Source organism: Mycobacterium sp. 1482292.6, assembly GCF_001672995.1.
Classification (GTDB): domain Bacteria; phylum Actinomycetota; class Actinomycetes; order Mycobacteriales; family Mycobacteriaceae; genus Mycobacterium; species Mycobacterium europaeum_A.
In genome coordinates this window covers 1-19,813 of the sequence record NZ_LZKV01000176.1, presented here as the reverse complement: position 1 = coordinate 19,813, position 19,813 = coordinate 1, and the positions used below count along the sequence as shown (strand labels likewise).

General features: G+C 70.0%; 18 protein-coding genes and 1 pseudogene. 12 read left to right on the top strand and 7 right to left on the bottom strand.

Annotation, left to right across the window (positions count from 1 at the left end):
• Positions 1-2: 2 nt before the first annotated feature.
• The 3 genes from A5624_RS17325 (at position 3) to A5624_RS17315 (ending at position 3,018) form a co-directional block, all read left to right on the top strand.
• Entirely contained in the window at positions 3-1,550 is a 1,548-nt protein-coding gene (locus A5624_RS17325) for an FAD-binding protein (RefSeq protein ID WP_066868529.1), read from the top strand.
• 17 nt (positions 1,551-1,567) lie between these two features.
• A complete protein-coding gene (locus A5624_RS17320) occupies positions 1,568-2,401 on the top strand; it encodes a biotin--[acetyl-CoA-carboxylase] ligase (RefSeq protein WP_066868527.1) in 834 nt (277 codons plus the stop codon).
• A gap of 98 nt (positions 2,402-2,499) precedes the next feature.
• On the top strand, positions 2,500-3,018 hold the full coding sequence (locus A5624_RS17315; protein ID WP_066868525.1) for a PH domain-containing protein: 519 nt from the start codon (positions 2,500-2,502) through the stop codon (positions 3,016-3,018).
• Here A5624_RS17315 and A5624_RS17310 read toward each other — a convergent pair.
• A complete protein-coding gene (locus A5624_RS17310; RefSeq protein WP_066868524.1) occupies positions 2,973-3,632 on the bottom strand; it encodes a GtrA family protein in 660 nt (219 codons plus the stop codon). The genes A5624_RS17315 and A5624_RS17310 overlap by 46 nt on opposite strands.
• Positions 3,557-4,189: an ATP-grasp domain-containing protein gene (locus tag A5624_RS29110; protein WP_232002272.1), complete on the bottom strand. Its 633-nt coding sequence runs from the start codon at positions 4,187-4,189 to the stop codon at positions 3,557-3,559. Before A5624_RS29110 ends, A5624_RS17310 begins: the two co-directional genes overlap by 76 nt.
• Here A5624_RS29110 and A5624_RS17300 point away from each other — a divergent pair.
• The 8 genes and pseudogenes from A5624_RS17300 to A5624_RS17265 all read left to right on the top strand — a co-directional run.
• Positions 4,163-5,237 (top strand): annotated as a pseudogene (locus tag A5624_RS17300) (5-(carboxyamino)imidazole ribonucleotide synthase); the annotation flags it as partial. The gene A5624_RS29110 and the pseudogene A5624_RS17300 overlap by 27 nt on opposite strands.
• Positions 5,230-5,742, top strand: coding sequence for a 5-(carboxyamino)imidazole ribonucleotide mutase (gene purE / locus A5624_RS17295; RefSeq protein WP_066868523.1), 513 nt, complete (start codon positions 5,230-5,232; stop codon positions 5,740-5,742). The pseudogene A5624_RS17300 and the gene purE, both read left to right, overlap by 8 nt.
• A 72-nt stretch (positions 5,743-5,814) precedes the next feature.
• Positions 5,815-6,984: an acyl-CoA dehydrogenase gene (locus A5624_RS17290; RefSeq protein WP_066868521.1), complete on the top strand. Its 1,170-nt coding sequence runs from the start codon at positions 5,815-5,817 to the stop codon at positions 6,982-6,984.
• Positions 6,985-7,232: 248 nt separating this feature from the next.
• Complete coding sequence (locus A5624_RS17285; RefSeq protein WP_156748833.1) at positions 7,233-8,378, top strand: PP2C family protein-serine/threonine phosphatase; 1,146 nt, start codon at positions 7,233-7,235, stop codon at positions 8,376-8,378.
• Positions 8,375-9,973, top strand: coding sequence for a CHASE3 domain-containing protein (locus A5624_RS17280; RefSeq protein WP_066868517.1), 1,599 nt, complete (start codon positions 8,375-8,377; stop codon positions 9,971-9,973). Before A5624_RS17285 ends, A5624_RS17280 begins: the two co-directional genes overlap by 4 nt.
• Positions 9,970-10,419 carry a response regulator gene (locus tag A5624_RS17275; RefSeq protein WP_066868516.1) on the top strand — a complete coding sequence of 150 codons (450 nt, stop codon included), beginning with the start codon at positions 9,970-9,972 and terminating at the stop codon, positions 10,417-10,419. Before A5624_RS17280 ends, A5624_RS17275 begins: the two co-directional genes overlap by 4 nt.
• A 246-nt stretch (positions 10,420-10,665) precedes the next feature.
• Positions 10,666-11,772, top strand: coding sequence for a phosphate ABC transporter substrate-binding protein PstS (gene pstS, locus A5624_RS17270; protein ID WP_066868513.1), 1,107 nt, complete (start codon positions 10,666-10,668; stop codon positions 11,770-11,772).
• Between the two features lie 18 nt (positions 11,773-11,790).
• Positions 11,791-13,743 (top strand): serine/threonine-protein kinase PknD, encoded by a 1,953-nt coding sequence (locus A5624_RS17265; protein ID WP_066868511.1) that lies wholly within the window; start codon positions 11,791-11,793, stop codon positions 13,741-13,743.
• Between the two features lie 4 nt (positions 13,744-13,747).
• On the opposite strand, the gene A5624_RS17260 is transcribed toward A5624_RS17265, so the two are convergent.
• Together A5624_RS17260 and A5624_RS17255 are read right to left on the bottom strand one after the other, a co-directional pair.
• Entirely contained in the window at positions 13,748-14,950 is a 1,203-nt protein-coding gene (locus tag A5624_RS17260) for a CoA transferase (protein WP_066868508.1), read from the bottom strand.
• Between the two features lie 3 nt (positions 14,951-14,953).
• Positions 14,954-15,877, bottom strand: coding sequence for a class I SAM-dependent methyltransferase (locus tag A5624_RS17255; protein WP_066868507.1), 924 nt, complete (start codon positions 15,875-15,877; stop codon positions 14,954-14,956).
• A gap of 138 nt (positions 15,878-16,015) precedes the next feature.
• Here A5624_RS17255 and A5624_RS17250 point away from each other — a divergent pair, with 138 nt between their 5' ends.
• Positions 16,016-16,672, top strand: coding sequence for a cation transporter (locus tag A5624_RS17250; protein ID WP_066868506.1), 657 nt, complete (start codon positions 16,016-16,018; stop codon positions 16,670-16,672).
• A gap of 4 nt (positions 16,673-16,676) precedes the next feature.
• On the opposite strand, the gene ctpC is transcribed toward A5624_RS17250, so the two are convergent.
• From ctpC to A5624_RS17235, 3 genes are all read right to left on the bottom strand, one after another.
• Positions 16,677-18,899, bottom strand: coding sequence for a manganese-exporting P-type ATPase CtpC (gene ctpC / locus A5624_RS17245; RefSeq protein ID WP_066868505.1), 2,223 nt, complete (start codon positions 18,897-18,899; stop codon positions 16,677-16,679).
• A gap of 10 nt (positions 18,900-18,909) precedes the next feature.
• On the bottom strand, positions 18,910-19,191 hold the full coding sequence (locus A5624_RS17240) for a DUF1490 family protein (protein WP_066868504.1): 282 nt from the start codon (positions 19,189-19,191) through the stop codon (positions 18,910-18,912).
• Between the two features lie 115 nt (positions 19,192-19,306).
• A partial coding sequence (locus A5624_RS17235; protein WP_255400046.1) for a TIGR03089 family protein occupies positions 19,307-19,813 on the bottom strand: 507 nt, incomplete at its 5' end.

Sequence of the window (19,813 nt, the reverse complement as noted above, 5' to 3'; positions counted from 1 at the left end):
CGATGGTCGACTGGGCGGCCGAATGTGACGTGCTGGTCGCGGGTTCCGGCGGAGGCGGCGTGACCGGTGCCTACACCGCGGCGCGCGAGGGCCTCGACGTGCTGCTGGTCGAGGCGACGTCGAAATTCGGTGGCACCACCGCATATTCGGGTGGGGGCGGCGTGTGGTTCCCGTGCAATCCCGTGCTGCTGCGCGCGGGAACCGACGACACCATCGAGGACGCGCTCACCTATTACCGCGCGGTGGTCGGTGACCGTACGCCGCGCGAGCTGCAGGAAACGTATGTGCGCGGCGGCGCCCGGCTGATCGAATACCTGGAAGCCGACCCGAACCTGAAGTTCGTGCCGCTGCCCTGGCCCGACTATTACGGCAAGGCGCCGAAGGCGCGCCTGGACGGCCAGCGCCACATCGCTGCCAAGCCGCTGGCGGTGGCCGCCGCCCCCGAGTTCCGCGAGGCGATCCGCGGGCCGCTGGACACCGACCGGCTCGGCGCCGAACCCCCGTCGGACTACTACGTCGGGGGCCGCGCCCTGATCGCGCGGTTCCTCAAGGCCATCGGCCAGTACCCGACGGCGTCGCTGCGCCGCGACGCCGCGCTGGTGGAGCTGGTGGTGACCGACGACCGCGTCACGGGCGCCGTCGTCGAGACCGCCGGGCAGCGCCGCGCGGTCCGGGCCCGCCGGGGGGTGCTGCTGGCCGCCGGGGGCTTCGAGGCCAACGAGGAGCTGCGCCGCCGGTACGGGGTGCCGGGAACGTCGCGAGACACCATGGGCGGCCCGGGAAGCCGCGGCCAGGCGCTGCAGGCCGGCATCGCGGCGGGGGCCGACACCGACCTGCTCGACCAGGCCTGGTGGTCGCCGGGCATGACCCATCCCGACGGCCGGTCCGCCTTCGCGCTGTGGTTCACCGGCGGCATCTTCGTCAACCAGGACGGCGAGCGATTCGTCAACGAGTCCCGGGCCTACGACCGGGCCGGCCGCGAGATCATCGCCCAACTGGCCGACGGGTCGATCACGTTGCCCTACTGGATGATCTATGACGATAAGGAGGGCGAAGTGCCGCCGGTCAAGGCGGCCAACGTCTCCATCGTCGAGACCGAGCGCTACGTCGCGGCGGGCCTGTGGCACACCGCGGACACCCTCACCGAGCTCGCCGCGAAGATCGGCGTGCCGGGCGAGCGGTTGGCGGCGACGGTCGCGCGGTTCAACGGTTTTGCCGCCGCCGGTGTCGACGAGGACTTCGGCCGCGGCGACGAGGCCTTCGACCGCGCCTTCTCGGCGGGCGCGTCGCCGCTGGTGCCCATCGACTCCCCGCCGTATCACGCCGCCGCCTTCGGCATCTCCGATTTGGGCACCAAGGGCGGTCTGCGCACCGACACCGCGGCGCGGGTGCTCGACACGGCCGGCACGCCGATCCCCGGCCTCTACGCGGCGGGTAACACCATGGCCGCGCCCAGCGGCACGGCGTATCCCGGCGGCGGCAACCCGATCGGAACCAGCATGCTGTTCAGCCATTTGGCCGTGCTGGACATGCGCGACCGTCGGCCCTGAGTTCTAGGCTGGGTGCGGTGACGGAACGAGATCGCCTTCGAGCACCGCTGGACGAGGGCGCGTTGCGCGCCGAGTTGATCGGCACCGGGCTGGGCTGGCGCAAGCTCGAGGTCGTCGAGCAGACCGGCTCCACCAACGCCGACCTGCTGGCGCGCGCCGCGGCGGGCGACGACGTCGCCGGCGCCGTGCTGATCGCCGAGCACCAGACCGCCGGGCGCGGCCGGCACGGCCGCGGTTGGTCGGCCACGCCGCGGGCCCAGATCACCATGTCGGTCGGGGTCAGCGTGGTCGACGTCCCGACCACCGGATGGGGCTGGCTGCCGCTGGCCACCGGGGTGGCGGTGGTCGACACCGTGACGCCGCTGCTGGCGGGCACCGGGGCGCAGGCCGGTCTCAAGTGGCCCAACGACGTGCTGGCCGGCCCGCCGGATTCGCCAGGCAAGCTGGCCGGAATTCTGGCCGAGGTGGCCAAGCCCGTCGTGGTAATCGGCTTGGGGCTCAACGTGACTCAGTCCGCCGAGGAGATCGACGGGCCCGGCGCCCCCATGCTCAGGTCGCTGCTGGACCTGGGGGTCGCCGCGCCGGACCGCACCGGGCTGGTGTCGGCCCTGCTGCGCGAACTGGGGCGGCGGATCGTGGGCTGGCGCGCCGCGCGGGGGGCCGACTGGGCCCTGGCCGCCGATTACCGGGCGCGCAGCCTGACCCTCGGCAACCGGGTGCGCGCGCACCTGCCCGGCGGCAAACAGGTCGACGGGACCGCCACCGCCATCGACGACCAGGGCCGGCTGTGCCTGGAAAGCGGCGGGCAGACCGTCGTCGTCGCGGCCGGTGACGTGGTGCATTTGCGCTAATGGCGATCGCAAGCGCGGCGCAGCCGGGCGCGGCGGGTCGCCATCATTTGCGCTAGTGGCGCGCGGATCGGCGCGGCGCGCAGCTAATGTCTGCGGGCATGGGCTACCCGGATAACGTTCTGGCCGCCGGCGAACACGTCATCGTGCACCGCCACCCGCACTGGAAGCGGCTGATCTGGCCGGTGCTGGTGCTCATCGGGGTGACCGGACTGGCCGCGTTCGGCTCGGGGTACCTCAACTCGACGCACTTCGAGCAGCTCGCCAAGAACATCATCTACGGCGTCATCTGGGGCGTCTGGCTGCTGATCGTGGGCTGGCTGACGCTGTGGCCGTTTCTGAGTTGGCTGACCACCCACTTCGTGGTGACCAACCGGCGGGTGATGTTTCGGCACGGGGTGGCCACCCGCACCGGGATCGACATCCCGCTGGCGCGGATCAACAGCGTGGAATTCCGCGACCGCATCACCGAGCGGATGTTCCGCACTGGGACGCTGATCATCGAATCGGCGTCACAAGATCCGTTGGAGTTCTACGACATTCCGCGGCTGCGCGAGGTACACGCGCTGCTGTATCACGAAGTCTTCGACACCCTGGGTTCCGAGGAATCGCCCAGCTGACCGAGCCGGCCTGCCCGGTTGCGCCAGGCGCGCAGCAGCGTGACGTTGTCCTTTTCGATCTCGTCCTCGAAGATCTCGGCGATGCCGCCGGCGGTCAGCGCGGATTCCAGCGCCTTCTCCGGGTCGCGCGCGAACTGGTCGGGGAACACCCAGCGCCTGAACGCCCAGAACCGGAACGCCATCTGCAGCAGGTTGCCGATGATGTAGGCCGAGATGAAGTCGGCGACGTTTTCCACCGCCAGCGACACCATGGGCTCGCGTAGCTGCAACACGTAGCTGGAGAACCACAGCGGCGCCATGGACAGCAGCACCCCCACGCCGCTGAACGCGAAGAACAGCAGCGCCTCGTGGTGGCGCTCGCGGCCGCCGCGGTTGCGGAAGCTCCATTCCCGGTTCAGCACGTAGGACGCGATCACCGCGACAATGCCGGCGATCACCTTTGCGGTCACCGGTTTGGGCTCCAGAATTGTCAGCTTCAGCGTGTAGAAAATCGCCGAGTCGATGACAAATGTGGTTCCGCCGACGATGGCGAATTTGATCAGTTCGTGGTGGCGTAGCAAATAGGGCTGCATAACCCTAGGCAGACGCGAAATCGTGGCTTCGGCGAAGGACACAACACGTCAGTGTACGGACGGACACAAATTCGACGCAAAATTGTACGTAACAATTCGGTGTCGGCCCCGGTCAACACGCCTTTAGCGTCGGGAGTTTCGCCGTGACACCATGATGGCCGTGCCGAGTACACGCCCGCCGGGCGCCGCCCCCTCCGCAGCGCCAGCCGCTGAGCGGCGGCGGCCTGCTCGCCGGACAGCTCCGGCGCGGGCGCGATCACCTGCACGCAGATCCCGTCCCGCTGCACGGTCTCGACGACCGGCCACGCCGCACCCTGGCCGAACGGCGACCGGGCCACCAGGGCGGAGAGCTCGCGGCGCAGGTTCACCTGCTCCTCGGCCATCACCGGCACCCCATCGGCCAGGAACGCGGTCGCGATCTCGCGGGCGTGCAACGGGTCGCGCGCCATCCGCACCCCGCGCCCGTCGTAGCCGCCGCGGACCGCTTTGACGACCACCGGGCCGGCGATGCGCCGCGCGAAGGCGTCCAGTTCGTCGACGCTGCCGATCTCGGCGTAACGCGGCACCGGGACGCCGAGGGCCTCGAGGCGGCGGCGCATGACGAGCTTGTCCTGGGCGTGCATCAGGGCCTGCGGCGGCGGCGCCACGTTGATGCCCTCGGCGACCAGCTTGTCCAGCAGTTCGTTCGGCACGTGTTCGTGGTCGAAGGTCAGCACGTCGGCGCCGCCGCCGCAGGCCCTGATGCACGCCCAGGACAAGCTCGTCATGCGCCGCCGCCTCGAGGCCCTCGGCGTCCCGGTGCCGCGTTACGCCGAGATCGGCAGCGTCGACGAACTGGACGCCTTCGCGCGGCGCATCGCCGGCCCGGTGGTCGTCAAAGCGGTCCGCGGCGGCTACGACGGGCGCGGGGTGCGGATGGCGCGCGACCCGTTGCACGCCCGCGAGATCGCGACCGCGTTCCTGGCCGATGGGGTGCCGGTGATGGCCGAGGAGCAGGTGAACCTGCGCCGCGAGCTCTCCGCCCTGGTGGCCCGGTCGCCGTTCGGCCAGGGTGCGGCGTGGCCGGTCGTCGAGACCGTGCAGCGGGACGGGATCTGCGTGCAGGTGATCGCGCCCGCGCCGGAGCTGTCCGGCGAGCAGGCCGCCGCCGCTCAGCGGCTGGCGCTGCGGCTGGCGGGCGAGCTCGGCGTGGTCGGGGTGCTCGCCGTCGAGCTGTTCGAGACGGTGGAGGGCGAGCTGCTGGTCAACGAGCTGGCGATGCGGCCGCACAACTCGGGGCACTGGACCATGGACGGGTCGCGCACCAGCCAGTTCGAGCAGCATCTGCGTGCGGTGCTGGACTATCCGCTCGGCGACACCGACGCCCTGGCCCCGGTGACGGTGATGGCCAACGTGCTGGGCGCCCCCGAAATCCCGCGGATGAGCGTCGACGAGCGGCTGCACCACCTGTTCGCGCGGATGCCCGACGCCCGCGTGCACCTGTACGGCAAACAGGAACGACCCGGCCGCAAGGTCGGCCACATCAACTTCGTCGGCTCCAAGCCGGCGGATCGGGACTACGTCGCGAAGCTGCGGGAACGCGCCGAGCTGGCGGCACACTGGTTGTCACACGCGCAGTGGACGGACGGATGGGATCCACATGACTAATCGGGCCAGGGTCGGCGTGATCATGGGCAGCGACAGCGACTGGTCGGTGATGGCCGACGCCGCGGCGGCGCTGGCCGAGTTCGACGTGCCGGCCGAGGTTCGGGTGGTCTCGGCGCACCGCACCCCGCAGGTGATGTTCGACTACGCGCGCGACGCGGCCGGGCGCGGCATCGAGGTGATCATTGCCGGCGCCGGGGGCGCCGCGCACCTGCCCGGCATGGTCGCGTCGGCCACGCCGCTGCCGGTGATCGGCGTGCCGGTGCCGCTGGCGCGCCTGGACGGCCTGGACTCGCTGCTGTCGATCGTGCAGATGCCCGCCGGTGTCCCGGTGGCCACGGTCTCCATCGGGGGAGCCCGCAACGCGGGCCTGCTGGCCGTGCGCATCCTCGGTTCGTCGGACCCGGCGCTGCGGGCGCGGATCGTGGAGTTCCAGGACCAGCTGGCCGAGAGCGTGCGGGCCAAGGATGAGGCGCTGCAGCAGCGTCAGGGTAAAGTTACCGGCTAGTAGCCTGGCGACGAGGCGGGCCGCGCCCGCAGAGAAGCCGGGCATGTCGGCAGAGTGTATTAGGAGGCCGAGATGGCTGGATGGGCCGGAAACCCCACCTTTGATTTGTTCCAATTGCCCGAGGAGCACACCGAATTGCGGGCCGCGATCCGCGCGCTGGCGGAAAAGGAGATCGCCCCGCACGCCGCCGACGTGGACGAGAACTCCCGGTTTCCCGAGGAGGCGCTGGAGGCGCTGATCGCCTCTGGTTTCAACGCCGTGCACGTGCCCGAGGAGTACGGCGGGCAGGGCGCGGACTCGGTGGCCGCCTGCATCGTGATCGAGGAAGTCGCCCGCGTGGACACCTCGGCCTCGCTGATTCCGGCGGTCAACAAGCTGGGCACGATGGGGCTGATCCTGCGCGGCTCGGACGAGCTGAAGAAGCAGGTGCTGCCGTCGATCGCCGACGGAACCGCGATGGCGTCCTACGCGCTGAGCGAGCGCGAGGCCGGCAGCGACGCGGCCTCGATGCGGACCCGCGCCAAGGCCGACGGCGACGACTGGATCCTCAACGGCGCCAAGTGCTGGATCACCAACGGCGGCAAGTCGAGCTGGTACACGGTGATGGCCGTGACCGACCCGGACAAGGGCGCCAACGGCATCTCGTCGTTCATGGTGCACAAGGACGACGAGGGCTTTTCGGTCGGGCCCAAGGAGAAGAAACTGGGCATCAAGGGCTCGCCGACCACCGAGCTGTACTTCGAGAACTGTCGCATCCCGGGTGACCGGATCATCGGCGAACCCGGTACCGGCTTCAAGACCGCGCTGGCGACGCTGGACCACACCCGGCCCACCATCGGCGCCCAGGCGGTCGGCATCGCCCAGGGCGCGCTGGACGCCGCCATCGCCTACACCAAGGACCGCAAGCAATTCGGCCGTCCGGTCAGCGACAACCAGGGCGTGCAGTTCATGCTCGCCGACATGGCCATGAAGGTCGAGTCCGCGCGGCTGATGGTGTATCACGCCGCCGCCCGCGCCGAGCGTGGCGAATCCAACCTGGGCTTCATCTCCGCCGCATCCAAGTGCCTGGCCTCCGACGTCGCGATGGAGGTCACCACCGACGCGGTGCAGCTCTTCGGCGGCGCCGGCTACACCGTCGACTTCCCCGTCGAGCGGATGATGCGCGACGCCAAGATCACCCAGATCTACGAGGGCACCAACCAGATTCAGCGCGTCGTGATGTCACGGGCGCTGCTGCGCTGATCGGCTTCCGGCGATGCTCTTGCGAAATGCCGAGCCGCACCGCTTAGGATCTCCACTCGGTGCGTGAAGTCCACACCGACGGTCGGTAAACAGCCACCGACTCACGTCCGACCACGTCACGGAGCAAAGGGTCTTGTCGCGGCAAGGGGGTCTGCTGTGCAGAACATGACTTCCCCTGCCCGTTCACAGATGGCCGGGAATTGATACCGACGCGCGCTGCAGCCACCCCGACGGCGAGTTGGCAGTCGTTGTCGTTGCTGTTGGTCGAGGACGACCGTGCCGACGCGGTGCTGGTGGAAGACCTGATCACCGACGCGGTCACCGACATCCGCGTGGTGTGGGCGAAGTCGATGGCGCACGCCGAACGCGAGCTGGTGTCCGCGCGGCCCGACTGCGTGCTGCTGGATCTGCACCTGCCCGACGCCAGCGGGATCGACGCGTTGAACCGCATCGCCAGCCTCGACGCGACCGTCCCGATCGTGGTGCTCACCGGGCTGAACGACGAATACTTCGGGGCGTCGGCCGTCGCCGCCGGCGCCCAGGACTACCTCGTCAAGGGCCGGGTCGAGCCGGAGATGCTGCGCCGCGCGCTGCTCTACGCGATCGAGCGCAAGCGTGCCGAGCTGATCGCCGCCGATCTGCACGCGACGCAGCTGCGGGCCCGGGAGAACGCGCTGCTGGAACGCGGGCTGCTGCCGTCGCCGCTGCTGCTGGACAACCCGGGCGTCGACATCGTCGCCCGATACCGGCCGAGCCGCGAAGACGCTTTGCTGTGTGGGGATTTCTACGACGTCGTCCAGACGCCCGACCGGGTCGTGCACGTGCTGATCGGCGACGTCGCCGGGCACGGCCCGCACGAGGCGGCGCTGGGCGCGGCCCTGCGCATCGCCTTTCGCGCGCTCACCTTCGCCGGTGTGCACGGCGTCGAATTGATGCGCCAACTCGAGCGGGTCTTGTACTCGGAACGCACCGGCACCGGCATTTTCGCGACCGTGCTCACGCTGGAGATCTCGCCGGACAGCCCGCGGGTCAGCGTCATCCGCGCCGGCCATCCCGGGATGTTGCTGCAGGCCGGCGGGACCGTGCAGTGGCTGGAGCCGCCGGGCGGCCCGGCGCTGGGCCTGGGGGCCGGGCACTGGCCGCAGGAGGAGCTGGAGCTGCGCGCGGGTGAGGGCCTGCTGTTGCTGACCGACGGGCTCTACGAGGGGTATTCGGGCGAAGGCACGCAACGCCTCGGCGAGGACGGCCTGCTCGCCCTGGCCCGCAGGCACGCCAACCGGCCCGGCCCCGAGTTCGTCGACGCGCTGATCAACGGGGCGCAGGAACTCGCTCAGCCCCGCGGCGGCCTCACCGATGACATCGCCGTGCTGCGGCTGGAGAGGACGACCCCGTGACGGCATCGCGTCCGCATCGGTTGACCGACCTCACCGTGCGGGGATGGCTGGCGCTCGTGCTGTGGATCTTGGGCGCCACGGTGCTGGTCGGGGCGCTGGTCGGCGCGGCGTTACTGCACCGCACCGACGAGGTGTCGCGCGAGTTGGCCCAGAACATTCAGCCTGCGCGCGTCGCAGCGGCGCGTTTGCAGTCGGCGGTGCGTGACCAGGAGACGGGCATGCGCGGCTACCTGATCACCGCCGACCGGCAGTTCCTCGCGCCGTATTACGACGGGCAGCGCGCCGAACAGGATGCGGCCAGCGAGGTTCGGCGTCTGGTGGGTGGGCGCGCGGAGCTGATGGCCGATCTGGACGCGGTGGAAGCCGCCGCCGCCGACTGGCGGACGAACTATGCCGAGCCGCTGATCGCCAACGTGGCTCCCAGGACCCCGACCTACGTGAGCCCCCGCACGGCCGACATGGGCAAGGTCAAATTCGATCATCTGCGTGCACTTTTCGAAACGCAGAACACGCACCTCGCGGTGGCCAGGACGGCTGCCATCGACGAGCTCAACGAGATCAACGGCTGGCGCGACTGGGTGCTGGGCGCCACGGTGCTGATAATCATCGGCGCCGCCACGGCGCTGGGGTTGCTCAGTCGCGCGGCGATCACCCGGCCGATCGCGGCGCTGGCCGCGGCCTGCCGGCGGATCACCGAGGGCAACTTCGACGAGACGATCTCGCCCCCGCGGCGGCCCAGGGACATCCGGAACATGGCGATCGACGTGGAGAACATGCGCAAGCGCATGGTCGAGGAGCTCGCGGTGTCGCAAAGCGCCCAGGCGCAACTGGACGAGCAGGCCGCCGAATTGCGCCGATCCAACACCGAACTCGAGCAGTTCGCCTACGTCGCCTCCCACGACCTGCAGGAGCCGCTGCGCAAGGTCGCGTCGTTCTGTCAGCTGCTGGAAAAGCGTTACGGCGACCAGCTGGACGAGCGCGGCATCGAATACATCGGCTTCGCGGTCGATGGCGCCAAGCGCATGCAGGCGCTGATCAACGACCTGCTCACCTTCTCCCGGGTCGGCCGGCTGGGCACCACCGAAACCGAGGTGGCCCTCGACGCGACGCTGGATGCCGGCCTGGCCAACCTGGCCGTGGCGATCGAGGAGGCTGACGCCGAAATCGTGCGCCCGGAGCCGCTCCCGCAGATCGTCGGGGATCCGATGCTGCTGACGATGCTGTGGCAGAACCTGGTCGGCAACGCGATCAAGTTCCGGCACAAGGATCGTCGCCCCCGCATCGTCATCGAATGCGTGCCCGGCACCGGCACGCACGACGGGCAGTGGCTGCTGAGCGTGGCGGACAACGGCATCGGCATCCCCGAGGAGTTCTCCGACAAGGTCTTCGTGATCTTCCAGCGGCTGCACGGCCGGGATGTGTACGCCGGCACCGGAGTTGGCCTGGCCCTGGTCAAGAAGATCATCGAGCACCACGGCGGCACCGTCCGGATCGACACGTCCTACACCGACGGGACCCGGTTCGAATTCACCCTGCCCATGCCCGAACCCGTCGACGAAGAAGACCCGGTCGCTTTGGAAGGAGCGCATCAATGACGACACCCGAAGGCAGAGCGATCGACATCCTGCTCGTCGAGGACGACCCGGGCGACGAGCTGATCACGCGAGAGGCGTTCGAGCACAACAAGCTCAAGAACCGGCTGCACGTCGCCCACGACGGGGAGGAAGGCCTCAACTACCTCTACCGGCGGGGTGAATACGCCGACGCCCCGCGCCCCGACCTCATCCTGCTCGATTTGAACCTGCCCAAGTACGACGGCCGTCAGCTGCTGGAGAAGATCAAGTCGGATCCCGACCTGGCCCGCATCCCGGTCGTGGTGCTCACCACCTCCTCGGCGGAGGAGGACATCCTCAAGAGCTACAAGCTGCACGCGAACGCCTACGTCACCAAACCCGTCGACCTCGATCAGTTCATGAAGGCCGTCCGGCAGATCGACGAGTTCTTCGTTCAGGTGGTGCGGCTCCCGGGCAACGGGAGCTGATCGCGCGGCGTGCGCCGCGATAACCAGCCGAGCAACCAGCCCAGCACGATCAGCAGCAGGAACACGGTTCTGGGCCTCTCATCAGCGTTCGATGCTACGTGCCTCCCGGCGAACAGCGGGCACACAGTTACCTCTTATTGGATGTCAAGGGTTTGTATATTCACGATTGGTTAACTTTTGTTGTCCCCTGGGCAGTAGCCGGCGGCGATGCCCCGCGTCCCCCGCCGCGAGGTGCGAAGGAGTTGCGTGAGGTTCGCTCGATACGGCACAGCGCTGAGCCTGGCGGCCGTGACCGCCCTGGCGCTGACGGGCTGTGGCGACCACTCGAACTCGTCGGGCTCCGGGGGCAAGCCGGCGTCGGTGGACTGCGGCGGCAAGAAGGTGCTCAAAGACAGCGGCTCGACCGCGCAGCAGAACGCGATCGAACAGTTCGTCTACGCCTACGTCCGCGCCTGCCCCGGCTACACGCTGGACTACAACGCGAACGGCTCCGGCGCCGGCCTGACCCAGTTCCTCAACAACCAGACCGACCTCGCCGGTTCCGATATCCCCCTGGACCCCTCGACCGGTCAGTACGACCGGGCGGCGCAGCGATGCGGCTCGCCGGCCTGGGACCTGCCCACCGTGTTCGGGCCGATCGCGGTCACCTACCACCTCTCCGGGGTAAACGGGCTGAAGCTGGATGGCCCCACCGTCGCGAAGATCTTCAACGGCGCCATCACCAAGTGGGACGACCCGGCGCTGAAGGCCATCAACCCGGGCCTGAACCTGCCGTCGACGCCCATCGCGGTCATCTTCCGCAGCGACAAGTCCGGCACCACCGCCAACTTTCAGAAGTACCTCGACGGCGCGTCCAACGGCGCCTGGGGCAAGGGCACCAGCGAGGCGTTCACCGGCGGGGTCGGGCAGGGCGCCAGCGGGAACAACGGCACCTCCGCACTGCTGCAGAACACCGACGGGTCGATCACCTACAACGAGTGGTCCTTCGCGGTGGGCAAGCAGCTGACCATGGCGTCGATCATCACGTCGGCGGGCCCGGACGCGGTGCCGATCACCAAGGACTCCGTCGAGAAGACGATCGCCGGGGCGACCGTCAGTGGCCAGGGCAACGACCTGGTGCTGGATACCTCGTCGTTCTACAAGCCGACCCAGCAGGGCGCGTACCCGATCGTGCTCGCGACGTATGAAATCGTCTGCTCGAAGTACCCGGACGCGGCCACGGGCGCGGCGGTGAAGGCGTTCATGCAGGCGGCGATCGGTCCGGGGCAGGACGGTTTGGACCAGTACGGTTCCATCCCGCTGCCCAGCTCGTTCACGGCGAAGCTCTCGAGCGCGGTCAATGCGATTTCCTGACGGTAAGGAGGCTCGACGGTGAGCGATGGCGCGCCGGCCGCGCGGGTCGGGTCGTGGTTCGGGCCCTACCGGCTGGTGCGACTACTGCGCCAGGGCGGCATGGGCGAGGTTTACGAGGCCGAGGACACCCGCAAGGGTCGCATGGTGGCCCTGAAGCTGATCTCGCAGCAGTTTTCCGGCAACCCGGAGTTCCGTGCGCGGCTGCAGCGCGAGGCCGATATTGCGGGACGGCTGACCGAACCGCATGTGGTGCCGATCCACGACTACGGCGAGTTCGACGGACGCTTTTACGTGGACATGCGCCTCGTCGACGGCGTCAATCTGGCCACGCTGTTGCATCGGGACGGGCCGTTGGCCCCGCCGCGGGCGATCGCCATCATCAGCCAGGTCGCCGCCGCGCTGGACGCCGCGCACGCCACCGGAGTCACGCACCGCGACGTCACACCGGGCAACATCCTGGTCACCCCCAGCGACTTCGCCTACCTGGCGGATTTCGGCATCGCACGGGCCGCGACCGATCCGGGGCTGACCCAGGTCGGGACCGCTATCGGAACGTATTACTACATGGCCCCGGAACGATTCACCGACGACGAGGTCACCCATAGCGTCGACATCTATTCGCTCGCATGCGTTTTGAGCGAGTGCCTGACCGGCTCGCCGCCCCACCGGGCCGACACCGTCGAACGGCTGGTCGCCGCGCACCTGACCAAGACGGCCCCGCCGCCCAGCCAATTGCGCCCCGGCGCGTTTCCGCCCGCCCTGGATCAGGTGATCGCCAAGGGCATGGCCAAACGCCCCGAGGACCGCTATCGCACCGCGGGCGAATTCGCCTCCGCCGCCCACGACGCGCTGACCACCGCCGAGCAGCGCAAGGCCAGCACGATCCTGCGCGACGGCCAGATCGCGGCAATGGGCGCGTACGCTGCGTCGCCGAGCGCCGATACCGTGGCCGGCCCGCTGCCCCCGGCGGCGGGCGGTGCGAAAAGCGAACGGTCCGGCCCTCGACCGTCGCTGATCCGCGCCGCCCCAACGGCATCCGGTCGCGCGTATCCCCCCGCCCCGGACTTCGGGCGCCCAGCCGCGCCGACCGACAACAAACGCAGGCAGTGGATCATCGTCGGCGCCATCGCTTTGGTCGCGCTGGTCGCATTCGTGGTGGCGGTCGTCGGCTACCTGTCCACCGGGTCGTCGGGACCCTCCAAACAGGCCGGCGGCCAAAGTGTGTTGCCCTTCAACGGTATTGACTTCCGTCTCTCCCCGGGCGGCGTGACGCTGGACAGCGCCGGCAACGTCTACGTCACCAGCCAGGGCATGTACGGCCGGGTGGTGAAGTTGGCGGCGGATTCGCAGGCCACGACGGTGCTGCCGTTCAACGGGCTCTACCAGCCACAGGGCCTGGCCGTCGACGGCGCGGGAACGGTGTACGTCGCCGATTTCAACAACCGGGTGATCAGCATGGCCGCGGGCTCCAACAGTCAGAAGGAACTGCCGTTCACCGGCCTGAACTACCCGGAGGGCGTCGCGGTCGACAGTCAGGGCGCCGTGTATGTCGCCGACCGCGGCAACGGCAGGGTGGTGAAAATGGCAGCGGGGTCCACGACCCAGACCGTGCTGCCGTTCAACGGGCTGAACAACCCGGACGGGGTGGCCGTCGACCCGGCGGGCAACGTCTACGTCGCGGACACCGACAACAACAGGGTGGTCAAGCTCGACGCGGCGTCAAACACCCAGTCGGAGTTGCCATTCCACGACCTGTCCGTGCCCTGGGGCATCGCGGTGGACAACAGCGGAACCGTCTACGTCACCGAGCACGACAAGAGCGACGTGGTGAAATACGCTCCGGGCGCGACCACCGGGACGGTCATGCCGTTCGACGGGCTCAACACTCCGCTGGCGGTGACCGTCGGCAAGGACCAGAACGTCTACGTCGCCGACCGCGGCAACAACCGGGTGGTCAAGCTGACGCCGTGAACGCCTACGGCGTGGGCTGCGCTGCGCCCAGATACTCCTCGGTGTGCTGGCCGAGGGCCGGGGGCGGGTCGGTGGCCCACCCAGCTGACAAGGCCTCGAAGCTGGAATAGCGTGCGGGAGTGCGGATTACGGTGACCCGATCTTCGCCCTCGCCGACCGGCAGGGCCAGCTCGTTCTCGGCGAACAGCGCGGTGCTCACCACCTGCTTCCAGGTGTAGGCGTGGCAGGCCATCAGGCCGCCCTCCTGCAGCAGCCGCACCCATTCGTCGGCGGTCTTGGCGGCCAGCGCCTTCTCGAGTTCCTCGGTCAGTTCGGGATAGTTGAGCGCCCGCGCCCGCTGGTCGATGAACCGCTCGTCGTCGCGCATGTCGGGGCGGCCGATGATCTCGCACAGCTTGTCCCAGTGCTTGGGCACGTACGCGCTGATCACCAGGTAGCCGTCGGCGGCCTTGAACGCGTCCGACGGCTGGGTGGCGAATCCAACGCCCTTGCGCCGCTTGGTCTTTGGCGCATCTGGCGTGGGGGCCTCGGTCGGCTTGTTCAGGTGGATGGTCAGCTGGCTGGCCTGCAGGCTGACCGCGACGTCGTACATGGCGACCCGCACCACGTCGGCGACGCCGTGGCGCTCGCGGTTGAGCAGCGCGGCCAGCACCGCCTGGGCCAGCACGTGACCGCTGGCGGCGTCGACGAGCTGGAACGGGATGATCTGGGGTTTGCCGGTGGGCGTGGGCATCCCGGTGGTCATGCCCGACTCGGCGGCCACCATCAGGTCGACGCCCGGTCGGCTGCCCTGCGGGCCGTTGCCGCCGTAGGCCGAAAGGCGCGCGTAGATGAGCTTGGGATTGCGCGATTGCAGCTCGTCGGGGCCCAGGCCCAGGCGTTCCATCACCCCGGGCCGAAAGCCTTCCAGCACAACGTCCGCGGTGTCGACCAGTCGCAGGATCTGTTCCTTGGCCTCGTCGCTGCGCAGGTCGGCCATCACCGACTTCTTGCCGCGGTTGTGGGGGAGGAACAGGGTGGCCAGCGGCGGGCGCCCGGGCAACACCGCCGTGATGTGCCGGGCGGCCTCACCGACGGGCGCCTCGATCTTGATGACCTCGGCGCCCAGATCGGCCAGCACCTGTCCGGCCAGCGGGCCGGCGATGTTCTGGGTGAAGTCGAGCACGCGGAATCCGTCAAGTGGCTTGGCGGGCTTGCTGTTCGGCATCGTCTACCCCGTCTTGTTCAGCACCGCGGTGCAGTAGTAGTTCTGGGCGAAAGGCGCATCGGGGTCGGTCGACTGCAGCGGCAGCCCGGCGTTGGCCAGCAGCTGGTTGAGCGGGGTGCGGACCGGCTGCCAGCCCCGCTGCTGCAGGTAGGTCGCCACGTCATTGCGCTCGCCGGGGAAGCCCAGCTCGCCCAGGGCAATGTCCAGGCCGTTGCGTCGCCACTTCTCGCTGGCGGCATTCAGGGCGTCGCCGTTGATGCCGGTGTTCGCGAACACCTCGGCCACCAGCTGGCTGCCGTCGGCGGACAGGGCGGTGACGTTGTCCAGCAAGCGATCCTGGGCCTCGGGCGGCAGGAAGCCGACCAGCCCCTCGGCCGCCCAGGCGGCGGGTCGCCCGGTGTCGAAGCCGGCCTGGCGCAGCGCCGCCGGCCAGTCGTGGCGCAGGTCGATGGGGACGGCGCGCACCTCGGCGGTCGGCTGGGCGCCGAGTTCGGCGATGGTGGCGGCCTTGAACTCGAGGACCTGCGGTTGGTCGATCTCGAACACCGTGGTGCCCGGCGCCCACGCCAGCCGATAGGCGCGCGCGTCCAGGCCGGAGGCCAGGATGACCACCTGGTCGATGGCTGGATCCTTCTGGGCGCCCGCCTCGGCGAAGAAGGCGTCGATGTATCGGGTGCGGGCGGCGAGCATGTCGGTCATGCGTTGCATGCCCCACGGGGCGCCGGGCTCGTCGACGTCGGCGGAGTCCAGTTCGCCGGCGGCCCAGCGGGTCATGAAGTCGACGCCGACCGCGCGCACCAGCGGCTCGGCGAACCGGTCGTCGATCAGCCCGTCGCGGGTGGCCCGGGCCCGCCCGGCGGCCACCATGGTGGCGGTCGCTCCCACGCTGGTCGCCAGGTCCCAGGTGTCGTCGTCGGTGCGCGCCATCGAGGAAATCCCTTCCGCTCTACTGGTTAGCCACAATAACTACCGGCGCCGCGGCGCGAGTCGCGAGGTGCGACACAGATCGATCACGGCCGGGCGTTGCGGCGGCGGGGCCCGCCGCGCCGCCGCTAGCCTCGCGCCATGACCACTTCGGTTGTCCTCGAGCAGCAGTGCGGGAGCAGCGCGGCGCGTGACGTCGACTGGCGGCGCGGCGCCGCGCGGGCGCGGCGGTTGGCCTGGATCAGCCTGGCGGTGGTGCTGGTCGAGGGTGTCGTCGGGCTGTGGCAGGGGTTGTCGGTGTCCTCCGTCGCCCTGACCGGCTGGGCACTGGGCGGCGCGTCGGAGGCGCTGGCCAGCGCCATGGTGGTGTGGCGGTTCAGCGGGGCGCGCGCCTGCTCCGAGCGGGCCGAGCGGCGCGCGCAACGCGGTGTGGCGGTGTCGTTCTGGTTGACCGCGCCGTACATCGCCGCCGAGTCGATCCGCGAGCTGGCCGCCGAACGGCACGCCGAGACCTCGGCGATCGGCATCGGGCTGACCGCCCTCGCGCTGGTGCTGATGCCGGTGCTGGGACGGGCCAACCACCGGTTGGGCGCCCGGCTGGGCTCGGGGGCCACCGAGGCCGAAGGCGTCCAGAACTACCTGTGCGCCGCCCAGGCCGCCGGGGTGCTGATCGGCCTCGCGATGACGGCGCTGTGGTCCGGCGGGTGGTGGATCGACCCGGCCGTCGGGCTGGCCATCGCCGGTGTCGCGCTCTGGCAGGGGCTGCGCGCCTGGCGCGGCCAGGAGTGCGGCTGCTGATGCCCTAACCGGCGCGCTCGCCGTTCGTCGCGGCGCGCGGCGCGTCCAGCCGGTAGCGGATCAGCCGGGAGCTGTTGGCCACCACCGCCACCGACGAGGCGTTGTGCAGGATCGCGGCCAGCACCGGGGACAGCGCCCCGCCCGCGCCGATGATCAGCCCGGCGGCGTTGACGGCGATGGACATGCCGTAGTTCTCCCGGATGACGTCGACCGCGCGGGCGCCCAGGTCGCGCACGTCGAGCAGCCGGTGCAGGTCGTCGTTGGCCAGCGCCACGTCGGCGGTCTCGACGGCGACGTCGGTTCCGGCCAGCCCCATCGCGATGCCGATGTCGGCGGCGGCCAGCGCGGGCGCGTCGTTGATGCCGTCGCCGACCATGCCGACGGTGTAGCCCTCGTCCTGCAGGTCGCGCACCGCCGCGAGCTTGTCCTCCGGCATCACCTCGGCGCGCCACTCGTCGATCCCGAGCTCGCCCGCGACCACCTCGGCGATGTCCGGGTGATCTCCGGTGAGCATGACGATGCGGCGAATGCCGTTGGCGCGCAGCTTCTTCAGCACCTCGGACGCCTCGGGACGCACCTCGTCACGCAGGCTGATCAGCCCCACCAGCTTGCCGTCGACGGCCAGCAGCAGCGGGGTTTCGGCCTGACGGCGCAGCCGGTCCACCCACTCCGAGGCCTTCTTGGACACCCGCACCTTCTCGGCGCGCAGCAGCCCGGGGCTGCCCAGCAGCAGGGTCCGGCCGTCGGCCCAGGTCCGCATGCCCAGCCCCACCAGGACCTCGCACTCCTCGTGCGGCGGGATGGTGATGTGGCGTTCCTCGGTGGACCGGATCACCGCCTCGGCCAGCGGGTGCCGGGAGTGGATCTCCGAGCTGGCCGCATACGCCAGCACCTGCTCGGGTTGCCAATCCTTATGCAGCGCAATGATATTGGTCACCACCGGGCGCCCGACCGTGAGCGTGCCGGTCTTGTCGAACACGATCGCGTCCACCCGGCCGGCCTGCTCGAGGTGCGAGCCGCCCTTGATCAGGATGCCGCGGCGCGCCCCGTTGCCGATCGCCGCGCTGATCGCGGTCGGGGTGGCCAGCCCCACCGCGCACGGGCAGGCGATCAGCAGCATGGTCATCGCCCGGCGCACATCGCCGGTGACGACCAGCGTGATGGCCGAGACGATGAACGAGGTGGGAACGAAACGGCGCGAGAAGTTTTCGCCGACGGTCTGGATCGGCGCGCGGTCGTGCTGGGCCTCCTCGACCCGGGTGATGATGCGGCCGATGGTGGTCTGATTGCCGACCGCGCTGGCGCGCACCACCAGGCGTCCGCGGACCACCACCGAGCCCGCGTGCACGTGCGCGCCCACCACGACGCTGACCGGCAGGTTCTCCCCGGTGATCGCCGACTGGTTGACGATCGCCTCGCCGTCGACCACCTCGCCGTCGACCGGGATGGCCACGTGGTCGTGCACCACCACCTCGTCGCCGATCTGCACGGTGTCGATGGGCACCTGGACCTCGTTGCCGCCGTCGTCGAGCCGGATCCACGCCGTGTCCTGGCTGCCGCGCAGCAGTTCGGAGATGGCGCGGCGGGTCCGCCGCAGCGTCAGATCCTGAAGGTACTCACCGATATTGAGCAGCCACAGCACGGTCAGCGCGACGACGTTCTCGCGCAGCACAAGGCTGGCCACGGTCGCCGCCGAGACCAGCGCGTCGGTTCCGGCCCGCCCGGAGCGCAACGAGCGCAGCGCGCCCCGCAGGAAGGGGTAGCCGGTGAAGACGGTGACGCCGGTGGCGAACAGCCGGCCGCTGGGGCCCAGCAGTGGCGGGCGCGCAAAGATGTAGCGGCGCACCCCGAGCAGGGCCAGCGCGGCGCCGCCGATCACCATGCGCAGCACGTCGGCGTTGCGGATCTCCTCCGAATGCGGCGCGCGGGCCGGGATCAGCTCGGCGGCGACGTGCGCCGCCTCGCCGATGGCGGCCAGCACAGAGGACCGGTCGCAGCGCCGGGGCGAATACCAGACGACGACCGATCCGGTGCGCGGGTAGGCGTGCACCACCCGCACGCCCGCGCACTTGGCGACGGCCTCTTCGACCGCCACGGCGCGCCGGGTGTCGGCGCGGACCCAGCCGACGGCCACCCGCATGCGCCCGGCCGCATCCGAAATGACATGCAGCGCAGGGTCTTCGGTTCGCGCCTCGTCTGCGATGTCGGGGACTAGGGCGAGGTCCATGTCGAGGGAATCAGTGCTCGTGGTCGTGGGGGGCGGCGACCGACGGGGTGGGGGCCTCCTCGCCGATGCGTTCGCGGGCCTCGGCCATCACGTCGGCGAGCCGCAGCCGTGCCGACTCGGCGGCCTCCTCGGCCTTGCGGGTGCCGCGCAGCCCGAGTTCGGCGCCCTTGACCGCGGTCTCGTGCAGCGGTGCCTTGGCCACGGCCTTGCGCACCACCTCGTAGGCCGTCACGCCGACCAACCCGGTGACCACCGTGCCTGCCGCCTTCGCCAAGAGCCCGTACACCGCCATTGCCGCAACCCTCCTGTTTCGCCTCAGCGTTTAGCCCATGCTTGCACGACGTTAACATCGAAATATAGCGATATCAATATGTATCGGCCGCGCCCTGGCGGGCGGTGCCGGGCCGCTACAGCACCCGGGTGACCTTTTCGGTCTCGATGCGGCGCTGTTGTGCGGCCGGGTCGGCGTTGGCCACCTGCACCAGCGAGCCGCCGACGGCCAGGATGGCCAGCAGGTGATCCACCAGCTCGGCGGGACCGGACCACGACGCGCCGGACAGCACGCGGTCGCCGGGCGTCAAACCCCTTGCCGCGGCCGAGCTTTGGCAATCGGCCAGCACCTCGTCGACCGATCGCCCGCCCAGCGCCGGACCGGGTCGCGGTTCGGGAACGATCTGATCGCCGTGCACCCGCACCGCGGTGGCGTAGTCCGTCACCCCGATTGGCAGGTCGGGTGCCGGGCGGCCGAACGGGTCCAGCGACAGCACCGCCACCTCACCCCCGGCCACCGCCTCGTCGGCCTCGTCCAGTCGCTGCGCCGTGCAGAGGGCCACGTCGGCCGGGCCGGCCAGCCGGGTGGCGATCCTGTTGCCCGCGCACTGGCAGACGGCGGCGGTGCTGTTCGGGGTGTGGTG

What these genes read in the sequence shown, in the direction of transcription:
- purE (WP_066868523.1), top strand. Translation starts at nt 5,230, where the DNA reads ATGACTAATCGGGCCAGGGTCGGCGTGATCATGGGCAGCGACAGCGAC.
- A5624_RS17260 (WP_066868508.1), bottom strand. Translation starts at nt 14,950, where the DNA reads ATGCCGAACAGCAAGCCCGCCAAGCCACTTGACGGATTCCGCGTGCTC.
- A5624_RS17275 (WP_066868516.1), top strand. Translation starts at nt 9,970, where the DNA reads ATGACGACACCCGAAGGCAGAGCGATCGACATCCTGCTCGTCGAGGAC.
- A5624_RS17240 (WP_066868504.1), bottom strand. Translation starts at nt 19,191, where the DNA reads ATGGCGGTGTACGGGCTCTTGGCGAAGGCGGCAGGCACGGTGGTCACC.
- A5624_RS17255 (WP_066868507.1), bottom strand. Translation starts at nt 15,877, where the DNA reads ATGGCGCGCACCGACGACGACACCTGGGACCTGGCGACCAGCGTGGGA.
- ctpC (WP_066868505.1), bottom strand. Translation starts at nt 18,899, where the DNA reads ATGGACCTCGCCCTAGTCCCCGACATCGCAGACGAGGCGCGAACCGAA.
- A5624_RS29110 (WP_232002272.1), bottom strand. Translation starts at nt 4,189, where the DNA reads ATGCGCCGCCGCCTCGAGGCCCTCGGCGTCCCGGTGCCGCGTTACGCC.
- A5624_RS17315 (WP_066868525.1), top strand. Translation starts at nt 2,500, where the DNA reads ATGGGCTACCCGGATAACGTTCTGGCCGCCGGCGAACACGTCATCGTG.
- A5624_RS17325 (WP_066868529.1), top strand. Translation starts at nt 3, where the DNA reads ATGGTCGACTGGGCGGCCGAATGTGACGTGCTGGTCGCGGGTTCCGGC.
- A5624_RS17290 (WP_066868521.1), top strand. Translation starts at nt 5,815, where the DNA reads ATGGCTGGATGGGCCGGAAACCCCACCTTTGATTTGTTCCAATTGCCC.
- A5624_RS17250 (WP_066868506.1), top strand. Translation starts at nt 16,016, where the DNA reads ATGACCACTTCGGTTGTCCTCGAGCAGCAGTGCGGGAGCAGCGCGGCG.